The organism is Corallococcus carmarthensis (assembly GCF_003611695.1).
Taxonomy (GTDB): domain Bacteria; phylum Myxococcota; class Myxococcia; order Myxococcales; family Myxococcaceae; genus Corallococcus; species Corallococcus carmarthensis.
Map to the genome: position 1 here is coordinate 1 of NZ_RAWE01000122.1, position 17,322 is coordinate 17,322.

Annotated in this window: 15 protein-coding genes and 1 pseudogene; 9 read left to right on the plus strand and 7 right to left on the minus strand. The window is 68.1% G+C overall.

Going from position 1 to position 17,322, the window contains the following annotated elements; genetic code table 11:
- Nucleotides 1-206: hypothetical protein (locus tag D7X32_RS47630; protein ID WP_208752553.1), on the minus strand; the 206-nt coding region annotated here is incomplete at its 3' end.
- Nucleotides 207-251: 45 nt separating this feature from the next.
- Between D7X32_RS47630 and D7X32_RS27420 the strand changes: the two genes are divergently transcribed.
- Nucleotides 252-1,847: an aromatic amino acid hydroxylase gene (locus tag D7X32_RS27420; protein WP_120605529.1), complete on the plus strand. Its 1,596-nt coding sequence runs from the start codon at nucleotides 252-254 to the stop codon at nucleotides 1,845-1,847.
- Between the two features lie 105 nt (nucleotides 1,848-1,952).
- Here the strand turns inward: D7X32_RS27420 and D7X32_RS27425 are convergent, their stop codons facing one another.
- The gene (locus D7X32_RS27425; RefSeq protein WP_120605530.1) at nucleotides 1,953-3,590 is read right to left on the minus strand and encodes a LysM peptidoglycan-binding domain-containing protein; all 1,638 of its coding nucleotides are present in this window, start codon (nucleotides 3,588-3,590) and stop codon (nucleotides 1,953-1,955) included.
- 221 nt (nucleotides 3,591-3,811) lie between these two features.
- Here D7X32_RS27425 and D7X32_RS27430 point away from each other — a divergent pair, with 221 nt between their 5' ends.
- The gene (locus D7X32_RS27430; protein ID WP_244239209.1) at nucleotides 3,812-4,816 is read left to right on the plus strand and encodes a hypothetical protein; all 1,005 of its coding nucleotides are present in this window, start codon (nucleotides 3,812-3,814) and stop codon (nucleotides 4,814-4,816) included.
- Here the strand turns inward: D7X32_RS27430 and D7X32_RS27435 are convergent.
- From D7X32_RS27435 to D7X32_RS27445, 3 genes are all read right to left on the minus strand, one after another.
- Entirely contained in the window at nucleotides 4,813-6,381 is a 1,569-nt protein-coding gene (locus tag D7X32_RS27435) for an MXAN_6640 family putative metalloprotease (protein WP_120605532.1), read from the minus strand. The genes D7X32_RS27430 and D7X32_RS27435 overlap by 4 nt on opposite strands.
- The gene (locus D7X32_RS27440) at nucleotides 6,381-7,430 is read right to left on the minus strand and encodes an HmuY family protein (RefSeq protein WP_147450290.1); all 1,050 of its coding nucleotides are present in this window, start codon (nucleotides 7,428-7,430) and stop codon (nucleotides 6,381-6,383) included. Before D7X32_RS27440 ends, D7X32_RS27435 begins: the two co-directional genes overlap by 1 nt.
- Before the next feature lie 94 nt (nucleotides 7,431-7,524).
- Nucleotides 7,525-9,801, minus strand: coding sequence for a hypothetical protein (locus D7X32_RS27445; RefSeq protein WP_120605534.1), 2,277 nt, complete (start codon nucleotides 9,799-9,801; stop codon nucleotides 7,525-7,527).
- A gap of 167 nt (nucleotides 9,802-9,968) precedes the next feature.
- On the opposite strand from D7X32_RS27445, the gene D7X32_RS27450 reads away from it, so the two are divergent.
- The 7 genes and pseudogenes from D7X32_RS27450 to D7X32_RS27480 all read left to right on the plus strand — a co-directional run bounded on the left by D7X32_RS27450 (nucleotide 9,969) and on the right by D7X32_RS27480 (nucleotide 15,235).
- Nucleotides 9,969-10,892 (plus strand): DUF6310 domain-containing protein, encoded by a 924-nt coding sequence (locus D7X32_RS27450; protein ID WP_120605535.1) that lies wholly within the window; start codon nucleotides 9,969-9,971, stop codon nucleotides 10,890-10,892.
- A complete protein-coding gene (locus D7X32_RS27455) occupies nucleotides 10,889-11,644 on the plus strand; it encodes a DUF5953 family protein (RefSeq protein ID WP_120605536.1) in 756 nt (251 codons plus the stop codon). Before D7X32_RS27450 ends, D7X32_RS27455 begins: the two co-directional genes overlap by 4 nt.
- Before the next feature lie 62 nt (nucleotides 11,645-11,706).
- On the plus strand, nucleotides 11,707-12,609 hold the full coding sequence (locus D7X32_RS27460) for a LysR family transcriptional regulator (RefSeq protein ID WP_120605537.1): 903 nt from the start codon (nucleotides 11,707-11,709) through the stop codon (nucleotides 12,607-12,609).
- A 160-nt stretch (nucleotides 12,610-12,769) separates the two neighbouring features.
- A pseudogene (locus tag D7X32_RS46985) lies at nucleotides 12,770-12,874 on the plus strand (NAD(P)-dependent alcohol dehydrogenase); the annotation flags it as partial.
- A gap of 56 nt (nucleotides 12,875-12,930) precedes the next feature.
- Complete coding sequence (locus D7X32_RS27470) at nucleotides 12,931-13,773, plus strand: SDR family oxidoreductase (protein WP_120605538.1); 843 nt, start codon at nucleotides 12,931-12,933, stop codon at nucleotides 13,771-13,773.
- On the plus strand, nucleotides 13,770-14,639 hold the full coding sequence (locus D7X32_RS27475) for an aldo/keto reductase (protein WP_120605539.1): 870 nt from the start codon (nucleotides 13,770-13,772) through the stop codon (nucleotides 14,637-14,639). The genes D7X32_RS27470 and D7X32_RS27475 overlap by 4 nt, the downstream gene beginning before the upstream one ends.
- Before the next feature lie 11 nt (nucleotides 14,640-14,650).
- Nucleotides 14,651-15,235, plus strand: coding sequence for an NAD(P)H-binding protein (locus tag D7X32_RS27480; RefSeq protein WP_120605540.1), 585 nt, complete (start codon nucleotides 14,651-14,653; stop codon nucleotides 15,233-15,235).
- Between the two features lie 68 nt (nucleotides 15,236-15,303).
- Here the strand turns inward: D7X32_RS27480 and D7X32_RS27485 are convergent, their stop codons facing one another.
- The gene (locus D7X32_RS27485; protein WP_120605541.1) at nucleotides 15,304-16,197 is read right to left on the minus strand and encodes an SGNH/GDSL hydrolase family protein; all 894 of its coding nucleotides are present in this window, start codon (nucleotides 16,195-16,197) and stop codon (nucleotides 15,304-15,306) included.
- Nucleotides 16,194-17,105 carry an SGNH/GDSL hydrolase family protein gene (locus D7X32_RS27490; RefSeq protein ID WP_120605542.1) on the minus strand — a complete coding sequence of 304 codons (912 nt, stop codon included), beginning with the start codon at nucleotides 17,103-17,105 and terminating at the stop codon, nucleotides 16,194-16,196. The genes D7X32_RS27485 and D7X32_RS27490 overlap by 4 nt, the downstream gene beginning before the upstream one ends.
- Nucleotides 17,106-17,322 lie beyond the last annotated feature (217 nt).

Below are 17,322 nucleotides of genomic sequence, written 5' to 3' on the forward strand. Positions count from 1 at the left end.
CCACCCAGCCGTTCCCCCCCGACCTCCACGTCTGGCCCCTGCGCGAACAGGAGCCCCAGGTCGTGGAGGTGGTGGCCCTCTGGCCCTCCGGCGGCCTCAGCCCCGCCGTCCGGTCCATCCTTGACGGGGTGCGACGTCGCCTGAACAAACGACGATAATCCGACGAAGACGTCGAATTCTGCCGGATTTCCGTCGTCCAGTGACATGCGTATTCTTCAGGAGTCCTGTTTCTCCAGAAGGAGCCGCCCGCGATGACCCCCACGGAACGGACCATTGCCCGCCTTCCCGCCCACCTGCGCCGCTACGTCGTGGGCCAGGACTACGCGGCGTACACGCCTCGAGACCAGGCGGTGTGGCGGCACATCCTGGGGCAGCTGCGGGAGCACCTGAGCGACAAGGCGCACCCCGTCTACCTGGAGGGCCTGGAGGCCACGGGCATTGGCGCGGAGGCCATCCCCAGCCTGGACGAGATGAACGAGAAGCTGTCCAAGCTGGGCTGGGCCTGCGTGGCGGTGCGCGGCTTCATCCCGCCGGCCGTCTTCACGGAGCTGCAGGCGCTGGGTGTGCTGGCCATCGCGGCGGACATCCGCACGCACGAGCACATCCAGTACACGCCCGCGCCGGACATCGTCCATGAGAGCGCGGGCCACGCGCCCATCATCGCGAACGCGCGCTACGCGCAGTACCTGAAGGCCGTGGGGCTGGTGGGGTTCAAGGCCATCGCCAGCGTGGAGGACCAGGCCGTCTTCGAGGCCATCCGCAACCTCTCCGTGGTGAAGGAGGACCCCACCGCCACCGAGGAGGAGATCGCCCACGCACAGGCCCGCCTGGAGGCCGCCAACGCCAGCCACCGCTACATCAGCGAGAGCACCCGCGCGAGCCGCCTGTACTGGTGGACCGCGGAGTACGGGCTCATTGGCGACCTGACGCGCCCGCGCATCTACGGCGCCGGCCTGCTGTCCAGCATCGGCGAGGCGAAGCACTGCCTGACGTCCGCCGTGCACAAGCTGCCCCTGGGCGTGGCGTGCGCGGACACGGACTACGACATCACCCGCATGCAGCCGCAGCTCTTCGTGGCGCGCGACTTCGAACACCTCTTCGAGGTGCTGGCCGAGTTCGAGGCCACGCTCGCGTGGAAGCGCGGCGGGGACCTGGGCCTCCAGGAGGCGCTGCGCGCTCGCACGGTCAACCACCTGGTGCTCGCGGATGGCCGCGAGGTGACGGGCAAGGTCGTGGAGCTGATGCCGGCCGCGAAGGACGTGGCCCCGGGCCTGTCCACCGCGCTGGCCCGGCTGGAGGGCCCCATCCTCACGTCGATGAACGGTCTGGCCCTGGACAAGCCGTTCAGCGGCGCGGCGCTGGTGGCATTTGGCGCGGGCAGCCTGCCGGAGCGCGGACGATTCAAGCTCACGCTCGACAGCGGGCTGGTGCTGGAGGGCTTCGCGGTGGGCGGCGGCGAGGTGATTGACCTGAGCGGCACGCTGGCGGGCCGTGAGCTGCCGCTGCCGTCCATGGCGCGCCTGTACCTGACGGAGCGGCTGCCGTCCGTGGCGGGCGGCCCCGCCGACCCGGGCACGTGGGACAAGTGGTTCGGGGAGATGGATGCCTTCACCGCGGGCGACGGCGAGGCCCAGGCGCGCGAGCGCAAGGCGCAGGCCCTGCATCCGTCGCTGGCCGCCCTCTACACGGAGGTGCGCCGCATCCGCGAGACGGGGCAGCTGGCCCCCGAGCGGCTGGAGCAGATTGCCCGCGCGTCCACGGACTTCCCCACCGACTGGCTGCTGCGCGCCGAGGTGGCGGAGCTGCGCGGCGAGGTGCCCGCGCGGCGCGACACGGCGCACGCGTAGGCACGGCCTCCCTGAACGACAGACGGATGACGTGAAACGGCCCGGTCGACCTCCTCGTGAGGTCGCCGGGCCGAACACTTTCCGGAGGGCTTTCGCTGCCGGGGACTACGCGTTGCGGCGCACCATCGCGACGTCGTAGTGGCGGTCCGTCACGTAGCCGTTCGCGGCCTTGCCGGGGCGGTACATGTTCCCGGTCTTGTCATCCACGTAGAAGCGGTTGTTCGGGTTCGTGTCCTTGCCCTTGCTGGCGTTGGTCGTGCCCGGGTCGTGGAACGTGTAGTAGGTGCGGCCCTTGTCGTCGACGCCACGGCCCGTGATGGTCACGAAGTGGTCCGTGAGGCCGTCCGCGTTGTAGGTCGCGTCCTTGTGGCTCACGCCCACGACCACCGGCTTGCCGGAGTCCAGCTGCTTGTCGATGTAGTTGCGGCCCTCGGCGGCCTTCTTCGAGTCCACCGTCAGCGCGCCGACGCTGTTCTCGCTCTTGCCCACCTGGATGCGGCGGTCGGGGCCCAGGACGTTCGCGCCTGACGCGCCCGCCATCGCCGTCGCGGCCTTGAAGCACGCCGTGTCGCTCGCGGTGTAGCCGTGGCCGTTCTCGAACTGGCTGTAGTACGGCACCTTCACGTGCACCGCGGGACGGTCCTTGGCCCCGGCCACCTGCTGCGTGTCCGTGCGGTCCGCCTCCGTGGTGGGCTTGGAGGTGTTCGTGCCCGGCTTCGAGCCGTTGCTCACCGACGGGGGAACGACGCCCGTGTTGGTGTTGCCCGGCTTGGAGTCGTTGCTCACCGACGGGGGAACGACACCCGTGTTGGTGTTGGCCGGCTTCGTCGTGGTGGCGCCCGACTGCTCCTTCTTGAGCAGGGCCAGCGCGTCCTTCACCTCCGACTTGAAGCGGTTGGCCACGCCCTTCTGCACGTCCTTGGAGTTGCCGGAGAAGTGCACCAGGGTGCCGCTGGCGTTGGTGCGGCCGCGCTCGGCGTAGATGTCCTTGATGAGCTGCTCGTCGCTCACCTTCGCGGGATCGCGGCCGGCCAGCGCCTTCTTGAAGATGTCATCCGCCGCGCCCGGGCCATGCTGCACGGAGGTGGACCAGGCCACGTCGCGCAGCGCCGCGGACCGCTTGTCCAGGTCGATGCCCGTCGCCTTCTTGATGTTGGCCGCGCCGGGGTCGTAGTGCGTGGCCTTGATGTAGTCGTGCTGCGCCTTGTCGAAGCCCTTCGGGTCCTTCGCCGCCAGCTGCTTCCACGCGGAGGAGAACTCCGCGGAGCCCGGCTTGCTGCCCGACAGCGCCTTGTAGAAGTCCGGGTTCGTCTTCTTCAGCGAGTTGACGAAGGACTGCGCGGACCCGTTCGCGGACGCGAACTGGTAGGAGCCGTAGGACACGCCGCCCTTGTCGCCCTTGCCCGTGGACACGGTGCCGGGGCCGCGCGCCTCGTACTTGCGGCTCAGCCCGCCCAGCTCCCCGCCGGCCGTGCTGGTGGAGGACGTCGTCGTGGAGGGCGTCGTCGCCTTCGCGCCGTCGGTGGACTGCGTGAAGCTGTCGCCCGACGTCTTCGTCCCCGCGCTCGACTTGGTGCCCTTCGTCTCGAAGCCGTCCTTCACCTTGAGCTGCTGGCCCACCAGGATCTTGTTCGGATCCTTGATGTTGTTCGCCTTGGCCAGATCCGCGACAGAGGTGTTGTAGCGCTTCGCGATCTCCGAAAGCGTGTCGCCAGAACGGACGCGGATGTTGGAGACGGTCATGGGGAGCCCCCTCGTGTCAGGCCGCGAACACAGGCGCCGCGGACGTGCTTGGATTGCCGTGATTATCGAAAGGCAATGCGATCAGTTTCGCATCCCCAGTCACAATCGTGTCAAACCAGTGATTCCGGCAACTTCAGTTTCAGCGGATCGATCCGCCGTGACTGAAGAACCCGCTCAGGAGGCCCAACCGGATGTCCAGGATCCAACCGGATTTCAAAAGTGTGGCAATACTGTTTGCCATTTGTGTCACGGGCGCAGTCCCAGACGCCTCGGCCCAGGGGCCTGAAGGACTCACCGGGGTCTATTCGAACAAGCAGGGACGCCTGGCCATCGTCGAGGGGAGCAACGAGACGCTCGTGCACTTCTCGGGGTCGTTCCCGCAGGGCAACAGCGCGGGCACCTGCGATTGCGCGTGGGTCGTCCAGAAGAAGACGGCCACGGCCTGGACCCTGGGCCAGGCGGACGACCCGGAGCCCTGGACGCTGCGCGTCAATCCCAAGCAGTTCGTCCTGGAGTCAGGCCCGACGCCTCAGTGTTGCGGCGCGGGCTACCCGGGCAAGGACACGTTCGCCCGGAGCACGTCCAAGCCGCTGGGCATCTGCAAGGTGAAGGCGTCCAAGGCGGGCTTCCACGCGTCGGACGCGGCCAACACCGCGCGCAAGGCGTTCGTGGTGTCCGGCGACGCGGTGGAGGCGTACGTCGACCCGGTGGAGCCGGACTTCCTCGCCGCGCGCTTCCAGGGCCCGCAGAAGGCCACGGCGGGGCTGCTCAAGCGCGAGGACCTGGACTGCTCGGCGGAATCAGCGCCCACGGCCGCCAAGGCGCCGGTGGCCGCGGACAAGCTCCAGCCTTTCGCGGGGACGTGGGTGGAGCTGACACGCCAGGGAAAGGGCTTCGTCGTCCTCAAGCCCTGTTCGGCCGCGACGCGCAGCTTTACCGTCAAGCCCGCGACGGGCGAGGTGGAGGTGCAGTTGGGTCAGGAGGCCACGACGCTCAAGGTGACGTCCGTGGAGCCCGGAAAGGGCACCGGGGCCTGGGTGCTGGGGCTCACGGCGTCGGACGGCAAGCCGGAGGCGCTCCAGTGGAAGACGGCCGACGCCGCGAAGGGCACCGTGACCGTCACCAGCCCGGACCTCTTCTCCCAGAGCCACGACTACGTGCGCCAGGAGAAGAAGTCCGGCTTCCCGTCCAAGCAGGAGACGGGGTGCGACGAGTACGAGCGCTAACGCGCCCGTGAACGCCGCCGGGCGCGGAGAACCCCGCCGAGCAGCAGCGCGACGAGCGCACCGGACAAGGGGCCTCCCGCCGCCTGGCAGCCACCGTCATCGTCCGGCGTGCGCGGATCATCGATGGGCTCCACGGGCCTGCCAGCGTCGACGGTGCCCGCGTCCATGCCGGCATCGGACGTCCCGGCATCGGCGGTCCCGGCGTCCGTGCCCGCATCCTGGGCATCGAGAGGCGCGCAGGACGCGGCCTGACCGGTGGCCGCGATGCACAGCCGGCCATAGCGCCCCAGCCCTTCGTTCCGCCCGTCCACGACCGCGACCACCACGCGCGTGGCGTCGCCGGAGGCCACCTGGGCGCGCAGGGCTTCAGGCCCGTCCGCGGTCACCACTCGAAGCACGGCGTCGTCCGTGACGGCCGCGAGGACCAGGTGCAGCGCGGCCGGGTCGGTGCCCGGCTCGGGCTCGAACGAGGCCCCCACGAAGGACGCGCCGCCGGGGACCTCGAAGAGCCGCGAGGCCGCCGCGGCGACGCGCACGCGGTCCTGCGTGTGGGGCAGCGCCACCGCCGGCGCCGACACCGGCGCATAGCCCTCCCCTCGCGCGTAGCCGAACCCTGGCGTCGCGCGCGGGCCGGTGCCCAGGTTCCACGTGGCGAACAAGGTGAAGGCCGCGTCGAAGCTGGAGGCGAAGTCGCGGCGCAGGCAGGTGTCCAGCAGCACCGGCCAGCGGGCCTCGGGCTGCCGCACGGACTCCTCCAGGAGCGCGACGAGCGCACCGTCTCCGTAGTGCTCGCCGAGGAACTGGAAGAAGAGCCCCGCGCCGTAGGTGAAGCTCACGCCCGGCCCTGCCGGGTCCAGCGTCAGGGTGCTGTCCGGGCTGATCATGTAGCCGCGGGTGAAGTTCTCCAGGTCATCGAGCGCGGGCTCGAAGCGCTCGGTGGCCCAGACGGCGGTGCCTTCCGAGGCGATGCCGCCCAGGCCGGGCCGGTAGGCGGCCTGGACCGCGTGGAAGAACTCGTGGCTGGAGAGGATCTCCACGGCCTCGGAGTCGGACGGGTAGCTGTAGCCCGCGAAGTCGTTCTCCTGAAGCATGAAGCCCGTGCAGCGCGTGGTGCCGTCCAGGCAGGTCTCCTGGCGGAAGGCGCCGTCACCAATCCCCGCGAAGTCCACCAGGTACACGTCGAAGCGGCCATCGCCGCCGTCGTCCCCGGCCGGATTCGTGTCGTCGGGCGGCAGACGGAAGCCCAGGCCCGCGTAGAACGTCGCCACGCGTTCGTAGGTGCGCCCGACGAGCTCCACGAAGTCGGGCACGCCGCTGCCATCCGCGTCCGCCGCGGGCACGGCGTGCTTGCCCTGACGGGTGAAGTGGATGCGGAAGCGCCCGCCCGGCGACAGCGCGGACTCCACCGTGTCCTCGGGCAGGTAGCGCGGCTCGGGCGAGGTGGGCGAGGTGGGCCGGCTGGATTCGGCGGCCAACCCTGCCACGGCCTCCCGCTCGTGCGGGAGGCCGCGCGGGGTCCCCGCGCCAGTCAGCAGCAGCAGCAGCGTGGGAACCCCGAGCGTCATCACGGCAGGTAGGCCCACCGCAGGCGGATCGACCCCGCGCTGGTCGACGAGCTCACCGAGCCCGTCGTGTCGCACTGCGCCTGCACCGTGGGCTCGTAGTACGCCTTGACCTGCAGCTTCGCGTGACGGCCGTCCGCCAACTGGAGGATGTAGACCTTGTTCGTCATCTGGAGGCAGCTGGCGTAGGTCCAGAACGAGAGGGTCTGGGTCGCCGGGCTGCCCAGGCCATACTCGTCCCCGCTGAACGTGCAGGTGTCGGGGGTGTAGTAGTTCTCCGTCTTGAACTGCGCATCCACGGGCACGGACGTCACCGATTCGAACGTCGTGCCGTCCGGCGTCTGCGCCACCGCCACGCACGACGGGCCGGAGACGCCGCTGTTGAAGCGGACGACGTACCGGCGCACCGCGACGTCCCACGCCGTCGAGCTCAGCGCGGCCTGGTCATCGATGGCCACCTTCTGGAGCCCCGTCGCCGTGAAGCGCGCGTAGGTGTACGACTCCGGCACGCTCGTGCCACCCGCGCGGCCGTCCAGGAACGTGAGGAACTCGCCCTGCGTCGTGCCCTCCTCGGTCACGCCACCGCTGGCGACGACGGTGCGGAGCCTGAGCCGGTCGATGCTCTGCTCCGTGCAGGCCACGGTGTTGCGGCACAGCTCCGCGCCGCCGTCCGTGGGAGTGCCCGCGTCGGTCTCCGTCCCGGCGTCCGTCTGCGTGCCCGCGTCCGTCTGCGTGCCCGCGTCGGTGCCCGTCCCCGCGTCCGTCTGCGTGCCCGCGTCGGTGCCCGTCCCCGCATCCGTCTCGCCGCCGGTGCCCGCGTCGTTCTCGGGCTCCTCGGGCGGCGTCAGGGTGCGCAGCTCGCACGTGTTGTCGGCGGTGCAGACGTACGCCTTGCCCGTGGGGGCCGCGCCCAGATCGCGGCAGTCGAATGCGTCCACGCACTCGTCGCCGTTGCATCCCGGCACCACCGCGGCCAGCGCGAGGGCCGCCAGGACCCCCATGCCGTACCACCGCGCGCCGCTCTTCCGGACCACCCCTCCAGGGTTGCTCATCGTCTTCACCTTTCGATGCGGAGTCCCGCCGTCGTTCGAAAGGGACGATCTCTATTCGATAACGATTCTCATTTTCAATATCGTTCTCCCAACTTCAGGCGGAAGTGTCACCGGGCGGTTTCGGGGCGTTGTGGGCGGACAGGCGGGGCTGGCCTCCGGGGCCCAGCAGGCCCTGCATGGCGTCGAAGAGGTTCAGGTTGGAGCCGCTGGGGAGGAAGACGACCTTGTCCAGGCCTCCGACGACGGCGGCCTGGGCCTGCGCGGCCACGGCCTTCACGAAGTTCTCCCCGCCTCCCAGGGACTCCACGCGCTGGCGGAACTGGGTGGCCTCGACTTCCGCGAGGCGGGACTGGCGCTCCACCTCCAGGTCGTTGAGGCGCTGCTGGCGATCCAGGGCCACCTGGGTGGTGAGCCGTTCGCGCTCCAGCTCCGCCTCGGAGCGGATGCGCGAGGCGCGGGCGTCGGACTCGGCGCGGGCCAGGGCCTCCTCGCTCTCCACGCGGGCGCGCTCCAGCTGGGCCTCCGCCTCCACCTTGGCGCGGCTGAGCGTCTCCAGCTGGTGGTTGCGGTTCTGCAGTTCGATGAGGGACTGGCGCTCCGCCTCCGACTTGCGGTGGCTGGCGATGTCCGCGAGCTGCTTCTCCTCCTCGCTGCGGATGCGCTTCAGCTCCGCGGCGGCCTGGGCCTCCTGGCGCGAGGCGTCCAGTTGGATCTGGATGTTGGTGTCGATGGCCTCGCGCAGCTTCAGGGCCGTCTTCTCGTCGACGGGGGCGATGTCCTTGATGTCGATGTCGATGATGCGCAGCTGGTTCTCGGAGAAGAGGCGGTCCTTGCGCGCGCGGCCCGCGTCGTCCATGCCGAAGATGGTGCGGCGGATGAGCACGCTGGCGTTCTTGTGGAAGGTCTCGAACTCGTTCTCCGCGGCGACCTGGCGGATGCGCGACGCGAGGTTCTCACACACGTACCCGATGAAGTCGTTCACCCGGAAGATGGCCTTGTCCTTCTCCGGGTCGCCCTGCACGTCGAACTGCCACTTGTAGGAGAGCTTGATGCGCAGCCGCGCGTGGTCGCGCGTGGCCACCTCGAACAGGTCCGTGGCGAAGTCCGGGCCCAGCCGCAGCATCAGCACCTTGAGCTGCCGCGGGCGCTTGGGCGTGCTGCCGGACAAATCCAGGACAGTGACGTCCTCGTATGGGCGCAGCATCACCTTCGCGGGGCCGAACTCCACGCGCGCGTGATTGGTTTCGAAGTCGTTGATGAGGACCGCCGTGTTGTCCTCGATGCGCAGCACGATGGCGCGCGTGCGGTCCCCCTTCTCCGTTGCAATCGTGGGACGCGGTGCGCGGGCGTCCTTCGCTTCCGCCGGGGGCGGCGACGGCGTGAGGCCCAGCAGGGCCTCCGCGTCCGGGGACAGGCGCTTCTCGTGCAGCTCCTGGTGCGCCTCCGGCATGAACTGGCACGGCCCCTGGACGAGCGACACCTTGCCCGAGCGCAGGTCGCGCACGTACAGGCCTTCCCCCTGCCCCAATGACAGCGCGGCAATCTCGCGGTGGATGAGGACCTTCTCGCTGGGCACGTAGGTGCGCGGGCCCCGGACGATCCACGTGTCACCGGCCTTGCGCGCGCGCGGCTCGCCACCTTCGTTCTCGGAGAGGTCGTCCAGCGCCTGGAGCTTCAGCCCCTGCAGCTCCGACAGGACGTGCTTGCGGCGCACGTCGCCTTCCAGCGCTTCGCCGGGCTCCAGGAAGAAGACGTCCGGGCCGGAGACGACCTTGCGGCGGCCTTCCTGGACGCGGCCGGTGGCGCGGTCCACCGGATTGAGGATGACGCAGTACTCGGTCTCCTTGAGGACGCGGGCCTTCTCCAGCGACACGACGGTGACGGTCTCGCCCGGCACGTAGCGTCCGGGGCCACGCACCAGCCACTCGTCACCGGCCTCGCGGCGGCGGGGCGCGTCCGGAACGCTGGCGTCCATGAAGGCGGTGAGCGCGCGCAGCCGCAGCGCCTCCGACACGCCCAGGACGTATTCCGGGACGATGTCGCCCTCCAGCTCTTCACCGGGGTACAGGGGAAACACCTTCGGGCCCACGCGGACCTCGCGGTCACCCACCGCGACGCGGGCCTGGCCGAAGTCATCCAGCGCCACCTGACCGTCCACGCGCACCACGGGGTTGCGCACCACGCACCAGCTGCCGGCGCCCACCTCCACCATCCGCTCCTTCGCGACGAGCGTCAGGTGCGCCTCCAGGGTCAGCACGCGCGGGCCCACCTCCATCAGCACGACACCCCGGTTGGCGTCCTCGATGTATGCGTACTCGCGGTTCTTCAGGGAGATGCGCTGGATGGCTTCGGTGTTGGGGACGGACGGCATGGGACACCTGCTCGGGCGGGAGGGATTGGCCGCGAGTCATTGCGAGCCCCGTGCCTCTCCGTTCCGCCCTGGAGCGGCCGTGCACCGCGCCGGACTGGCGCGGACACTCGCTCCATTCCGGCGCGGACGGTGTTCCAAACTGGAGCGCCTGTTGCGAGGATGGGGCCATGCGTTTCCGGACGGGCAGCGCCCTCTTGCTTCTGCTCGTTTTCTCGGCCTGCGCCACGACGGAGCCCCTCCCCAAAAAGCCAGCGGCCCGCGGCACGCGGATTTCCAACCTCCAGCGAGCGGCGGAACTCCCATGGAGGGACGGTGGGCGGTGCGTTGTCCGCGAAGCGTCCCAGCCTTGGCCCGTCCTGGTGGAGCGGTGCTATCAGGCGCTCGACCATGACCGGCTCGAGTTCCACGACACCGAGGGAAGATGTGCGGTCGCCTCCGCTGGTGCCGCTGCCGTGGGCGTCGGGTTCTGCGTGCTGGCGGCTCCTGAGATCGTGGTGGGAGCCGTCATCGTCGTGGGCGTGGTGGTGGTCGCCGTCGCCATCCAGGAAGAATGGGACGCATATGAACTCCGCCACCTCTACCCCGAGGAGGCAGGGGCCGCACGAGGAACGAAGGTCGCGTCCCGAGAAGCTGGAGCGAAGCCAAAGCCCAAGCTGGAACCGGAGCCAGCGGGCCAGGGCAGGCAGCCCCCGGTACCACCCGCGCCCGTGGATCGGACGGGCCGCGCCAGCTGCGAGCCTGTTCCCGTGCCTCACGCGGGTAAGGATCGCCTGCATAACGAGTGCGCCGACAAGTTCCCACCCAACCGTCATCCCGGGATGGACGTGCTCGTGGGCGGTGTGCTCTTCGATGCGTTGCAAGTCGGCGTACGCAAACTGTGGGAGATCAAGACCCATCAATTCGATTCGTACAATGACTTCATCCAGGACAGGGAGATTGAGAAGGAATTGATACAAATAGACAGGGAGCGAAGAGTCGCGGATGCCTGTGGATATGGCTTCATCATTGGGGTGAGCACCGGGGCGCACAAAGCGGCGCTGGAGGCAGTTGATCCCACGCTCATTATCGTCGTCACAGGGTGTCAACGATGACTACGCAAAAAAGACTCACTCTCATTGTCTACGCGCCTGCCCTCACGGTTGACGACAGCCGTACGGTCGCCATCGTCCATGGGATGGAAAAGGCATTCCCCGGCTTACGAATGGAGTGGGAAGTAGGCGAAGGCGGGCGCCTTATTGCATTGCCACAGCGCGACGCATGGCTTGTAGCGAATATTGAGGACGGAGGATTCCCTCTCATATGCAATGGGGACGAGAGTTATCCCGTGACGGTCAATGGGAGGGACAGGTCCGGACTTTTCAGTCCCGGCGGTCAGTCCCAGTTTGAAGTTCATGCCAAGCTGCCACTGGACGAACCCGTGGTCGCGGCAGCGGCGGCTCTGCTTGAGGCCATGGCGGAGGGGGCACGTTCGTTCTGGGGGCACGCGTCACCGTATGGTTACGGCTCGGAGGTCGCGCAGCAGTTCCGCCGCTCGCCGGACGGACCCGAGCGTTCACCCCGTGGGCTTCCCATGCTCAACCTTCCTGAGAAAAGCCCCAGGGTTGAGACTCCCTATTTCCTTGGGTGGCTGAACTATTGGTCCGCGGCTGCCGCGGAGGTCATCGGGTTTCCGGATCCTGCTCGCGATACCGAACTGTTCACGCGAGCACGTCGCACTCCGTCAGGCGGGTGGGTCGTGCAGCTCACGGATGCCCCCCTCGACTACGACAACCCCGCCCACCTGGATGCGCTCAAGCGGACCTACGAGCGCTTTCCGGAGATCGGCGGCCGCGCGGCACGTTGAATGCTCAGCTCCGAATGAGCCTCCGAGTCCAACTTGATGAGCAGGCGTAGAGGACCTTCACGATGGCTTTCACACCGCTCAATGCTCTCAACGCCTTCATCGCCGTAGCACGGAAGCGGAGCTTCGCCGTGGCCGCACGGGAGCTCGGCGTGTCGACGTCCGCGCTCAGCCAGTCGGTCCGCCAGCTTGAGGAGCGCCTGGAGACACCACTGCTGACACGCACGTCGCGCAGCGTCGCCCTCACGGAGGCGGGCCAGCGGCTCCTTGACCATGCAGGGCCCGCGGTGGAACAGGCGCTGGAGGCCCTGCAGACGGTGAAGGCCAGGCGTGGCGAGGTGACCGGACGTGTTCGCCTCACCGTTCCGACGGCCGCGAGCTCGCTGGTGCTCGATCGGTTGATCCCCCGGTTCGTCGAACGACACCCGAAGGTCGAACTGGAGGTGAGCGTCGACAATCGACTCGTCGACCCTGTCGCCGAAGGGTTCGACGCTGGCATCCGGCTCGTCGAGGCGATCCACCGGGACATGGTGCACATCCGGCTCACGGGCCCTTGTCGCGTCGTCGTCGCCGGCGCGCCTTCGTACCTCGATAAACGAGGTACCCCGCAGAAGCCCGCCGATCTGCTCCACCACGACTGCCTTGTGTTTCGCCTGGGACCCGGCGACGCGCTCTGGGCGTGGGAGCTTGAACGCGGGAAGAAGACGGTCCGCATTCCCGTGCGTGGACCGGTCGTGCTCAGCGACAACGAACTGCGCCGCACGCTCGCCATCGCGGGTGTCGGCTTGACCTACGGTCTTGAGCCGACGATGTCCGAGGATCTCCGCAGCGGCCGCCTGCGGGTGGTACTGCCCCAGTACGCCCCGACGGTGCCGGGCCTGTTCCTCTACTTCCCCAACCGCGCTCAGGTCTCTCCCGCGCTGCGCGCCTTCGTGACGGTCGCCCGGGAACTCGCCAGCAGTCGTTAAGCTTTCCTAAAGCCTCCGTCCCGGATCTGGCGGTTTCGCGGTGGTTCCGTCGCGCGTATATCTTCGCGCATGACAACGACGAGGATGAAGCAGCAGCGGCGTCTGGGCGCGAGAGGGCCTGAAGTCTCGGCTCCATGGGAATGAGCCACGCCCTCGCGGCGAGGTCCTTCGCATCGACCAGGTGAACGAGGCCTTCGAACGGCTCGCGCGAGCAGACGTCCGGTACCGCTTCGTCATCGACATGGCCTCGCTGCCGAGACCGTAAGGGCGTCGCCGCAGCGAATCGCGAGCAATGCTGGACACCCATTCAAGGACTACAACATGGCGAACAAGAACGTACTGGTTGTGATTGGCGTCGGAGGGATCGGGCAAGCGATTGCCCGCCGGCAGGGCGCGGGCAAGGCGGTGCTGCTCGCGGACTTCGACGAGCAGACACTGGACGCCGCTGCCAAGGGGCTGGAGGCGACGGGCTACGCGGTCACGGTCAGGCGTGTGGACGTGACATCGCGCGCGTCCATCCACGAGGTCGTGAAGGAGGCCAGCGCGATTGGAGCAGTGACCGAGGTCGTCCACACGGCGGGCGTGTCTCCGAACATGGCGCCGCCCGACAAGATCCTCGCGGTCGACCTGCTCGGTACCGCACTCGTGCTCGAGGAGTTCGGGAACATTGTCGCCCCAGGTGGGTCGGGTGTCGTGATCTCGAGCATGGCCGGGTACATGCTTCCGCCCCTGCCGCCAGAGGTCGACCTGGCGCTCGCGAACACGCCCGCCGACGAACTGTTGAAACTTCCGTCACTCCAGCCGTCGGCCGTCCCGGATTCGGGCAGCGCGTACGCCATCTCGAAGCGCGCCAACCACCTCCGCATCCAGGCCGAGTGCCTGCGTTGGGCTGAACGCGGCGCACGGTTGAACTCGATCAGCCCGGGCATCATTCTCACTCCGTTGGCGCAGAAGGAGATGTCCTCACCGAGCGGTGCGGGTTACCGCGCGATGATCGCGGCATCGGCGGCCAGGCGAGTGGGTACCCCCGAGGAGGTCGCGTCCGCCGCCGCGTACCTGCTCGGCCCCGATGCCGGCTTCGTGACGGGGAGCGATCTCCTCATCGATGGCGGCGTCATTCCGGCCATTCGGATGGGCCGCCTGAACGTGAGGGTCGAAGCATGACGACGAAAGCGATTGTGCCGGACACCGTGCTGAACAACGGCGTGAAGATGCCGCTCCTCGGCTTCGGCGTCTATCAGGTGCGCGATCTCGCGGAGTGCGAGCGCAGCGTGGAAGAAGCACTCCGTGTCGGCTACCGCCTCATCGACACGGCCGCCGCGTACCAGAACGAGGAAGCGGTCGGGAACGCGATCCGGCGCAGTGGTGTCCCGCGCGACGAGATCTTCGTCACGACGAAGCTCTGGATCGAAGACGCAGGCTACGAGAAGACCCAGAAGGCCTTCGAACGAGCGCTGCGGCGCCTTCAGCTCGACGTCATCGACCTGTACCTCATCCACCAGCCCTACGGCGACGTGCACGGGTCCTGGCGCGCGATGCAGGAGCTGCAGCGCGCGGGGCGTGCCCGCGCGATTGGCGTCAGCAACTTCCACCCCGACCGTGTGATGGACCTCATCGTCCACAACGAGATCGCGCCGGCCGTGAACCAGATCGAGACGCACCCGTTCTGCCAGCAGCTCGAGACGCAGAAGTTCCTGCGCGACAACGGTGTGCAGATCGAGTCGTGGGGCCCCTTCGCGGAGGGGAAGCACGACATCTTCCAGAACGCGCTCTTGCGCTCCATTGGCGCCAGGCACGGGAAGACCGTGGCGCAGGTCATCCTGCGGTGGCTCCTTCAACGCGGCGTTGTCGCGATTCCGAAGTCTGTCCGCCGGGAACGGATCGCCGAGAACTTCGCGGTGTTCGACTTCGAGCTGAGCGCCGATGACATGGTGGAGATCGCCACGCTCGACACGAACACGAGCAGCTTCTTCGACCATCGCGATCCGGTGATGGTCAAGAGGCTCAGTGAAGTGAAGGGCATCAGTTGAGCGAGCGAAGCATGGTCAATGTGCTCATCCTGGGCGCCAACGGACAACTCGCGCGCAACACGACGCGTGTCTTCTTGCGCGACACTGACGCGAAGCTGACGCTCTATCTGCGCCGCGCGAGCCGCTTGCGGAACCCCGACCCCGGCCGCGTCCGCATCGTCGAGGGCGACGTGCTTGAGCGCGCGGCCCTCGAAGCCGCCATGAAAGGTCAGGACGTCGTGTACGCGAACCTGGCCGGCGCGATGAAGGCGCAGGCCGAGTTCATCGTGTCCGCGATGCGCGCATCGAACGTGCGGCGCCTCATCTTCATCAGCTCGATGGGCATCTACGGCGAGGTTCCGGGGGAGCGGTATCAAAGCGTACTCGACCCTTATCGCGACTCGGCGGCAGTCATCGAGGCCTCGGACCTCGACTACACCCTTCTGCGCCCCGGATGGTTCACGCACGATCGCGAGGTCCGATACGAACTCACGCAGAAGGGCGAGCCATTCAAGGGGCATGACGTCTCGCTCGACAGTCTTTCGGACCTCATCGTGAAGCTGGCGACCACGCAAGGCATGGAGAGTCGCAAGAGCCTCGGCGTGAGCCGAGGTTGAAGGCCCCAAGAAACCCGGCCGCGCCAGCCCGGTGCACAGCGCACCAGACTGGCACGGCCGGCGGGCCGCTACCGCGCCTCGAACATGTCAGCGGTCCACTCGTCGGCGCTCAGCCCCGCGCTGAAGCCGTAGGCCGCCGAGACCAGGTCGTAGCCATAGTCCGCGAAGATGCGGTGGCTGTAGCTGGTCGGGTGGAGCTCATCCCAGAACAGGTACTTGTCCGGGTTGACGTTCTTGCCCTTGCAGGTGCCGGTGACGTTCGTCAGGCCATACGCGGACGGTGACGCGATGATGGCGTTGAACTGGTTGAAGGCATTCATCCCGATGAACTTCACGGCCGGGAAGTCCGTGCGCAGCTTCGTCAGCGCCGCCGACCAGCGCGAGTTGAACTCGGTGGTGGGCGGCGAGAGCACGGTCGAACCCAGCCCGAACGGAATGGCCAGGGCCACGGGCGTCTTGTGCAGCGGCGGCATGTTCACCCAGAGGACATACTTCGCGCCGGCGGCCACCAGCTTGCGGATCTGCCCGTCGATGTTGGACGCGGCCTTCGTGGCGGAGGCCTTGATGGCCGCGGAGTCGAACGGGTTCGCCTGGGCCTTGTGGTTGATGTCATTGCCACCGCCCCAAAGGACGTAGAGCGCCGTGGGGGACGCCACGGGGTGGGCCTGCAGGTAGGCGTTCACCTGGCCCGTCATGTCGCTGGTCTCGGAACCACCCTGGGCGTAGTTCGTCCCGCCCTCGTCGGAGGCCACGAGCGTCAGGCCCAACTGCTCCGCGAGCTGCTCCACCCACGGCCCGGAGATCTGGCTGGAGGGGTACGTGTTCGGCCCGCTGGTGGCGGTGCTGTACGTGCCGTTGTCACTCAGGCTGTCGCCAAACGCGATGACGCTGCTCTGCGCGCCCGCGTGCAGCGGCACCAGGGCCACGAGCGCCGCCGCCAGTCCCAGGAGTGAGGACTTCACGGGAGCACGCCCCCTGCCTCAACGGCCCACGCGTCCGCGGTCCACTCGTCGGCGGTGAACCCCGCGCTGAAGCCAAAGGCCGCCGAGACGAGGTCGTAGCCGTAGTCCGCGAAGATGCCGTGGGCGTAGCTCGTGGGGTGGATGTCGTCCCAGAACAGGTACTTGTCCGGGTTGACCGCCTTGCCCTTGCTCGTGCCGGTGACGTTCGTCAGGCCGTACGCGGACGGCGACGCGATGATGGCGTTGAACTGGTTGTAGGCGTTCATCCCGATGAACTTCACCGTCGGGAAGTCCGTGCGCAGCTTCGTCAGCGCCGCCGTCCAGCGGGTGTTGAACTCGGCGGTGGGCGGCGCGAGCACCGTGTTGCCCAGACCGAACGGCACGCTCAGCGCCGCGGGCGTCTTGTTCAAGGGCGGCATGTTCACCCACAGGACGCGCTTCGCGCCCGCGGCCACCAGCTTGCGGATCTGCCCGTCGATGTTGGACACCGCCGTCGTGGCCGCCGCCTTGATGGCCGCCGAGTCCAACGGGTTCGCCTGCGCCTTGTAGTTGATGTCATTGCCGCCGCCCCAGAGCACATAGAGCGCGGTGGAGGACGCCACGGGGTGGGCGGACAGGTAGCTGTTCACCTGCGACGTCATGCCGCTGGTGACGGCGCCGCCGCGCGCGTAGTTCGTGCCGCCGTTGTCGGAGGCCGTCAGCGGCAGGCCCAGCTGCGTGGCCAGCTGCTTCACCCAGGTGCCGGAGATCTGGCTGGAGGGGTTCGTCGTCGGACCGCTGGTGGCGGTGCCGTTGTTGCCGTTGTCACTGAGGCTGTCACCGAACGCGACGATGGCGCTCTGCGCGTTCGCGTGCAGCGGGAGCAGCACGGCCACCAGGGCCGCGAACAACAGGGAGGCTGACTTCATGGTGGGAGACTCCGAGGGGGGAGACACACGTCGCTACGCAGCGTGTCACAGCTCTCGGAGCTTTCCCATGATTTTCTATTTTTACTTGTTTTGTCCCAGATATTTCAGCGGCCCCAGCCCCGGGCGGCACGATGCCGCGCCGGACTGGAGCGGCCCCTCGCTCCATTCCAGCGCGGGCGATGTTCCAGCCTGGAACGCATTCGAACAACCAGCGCAG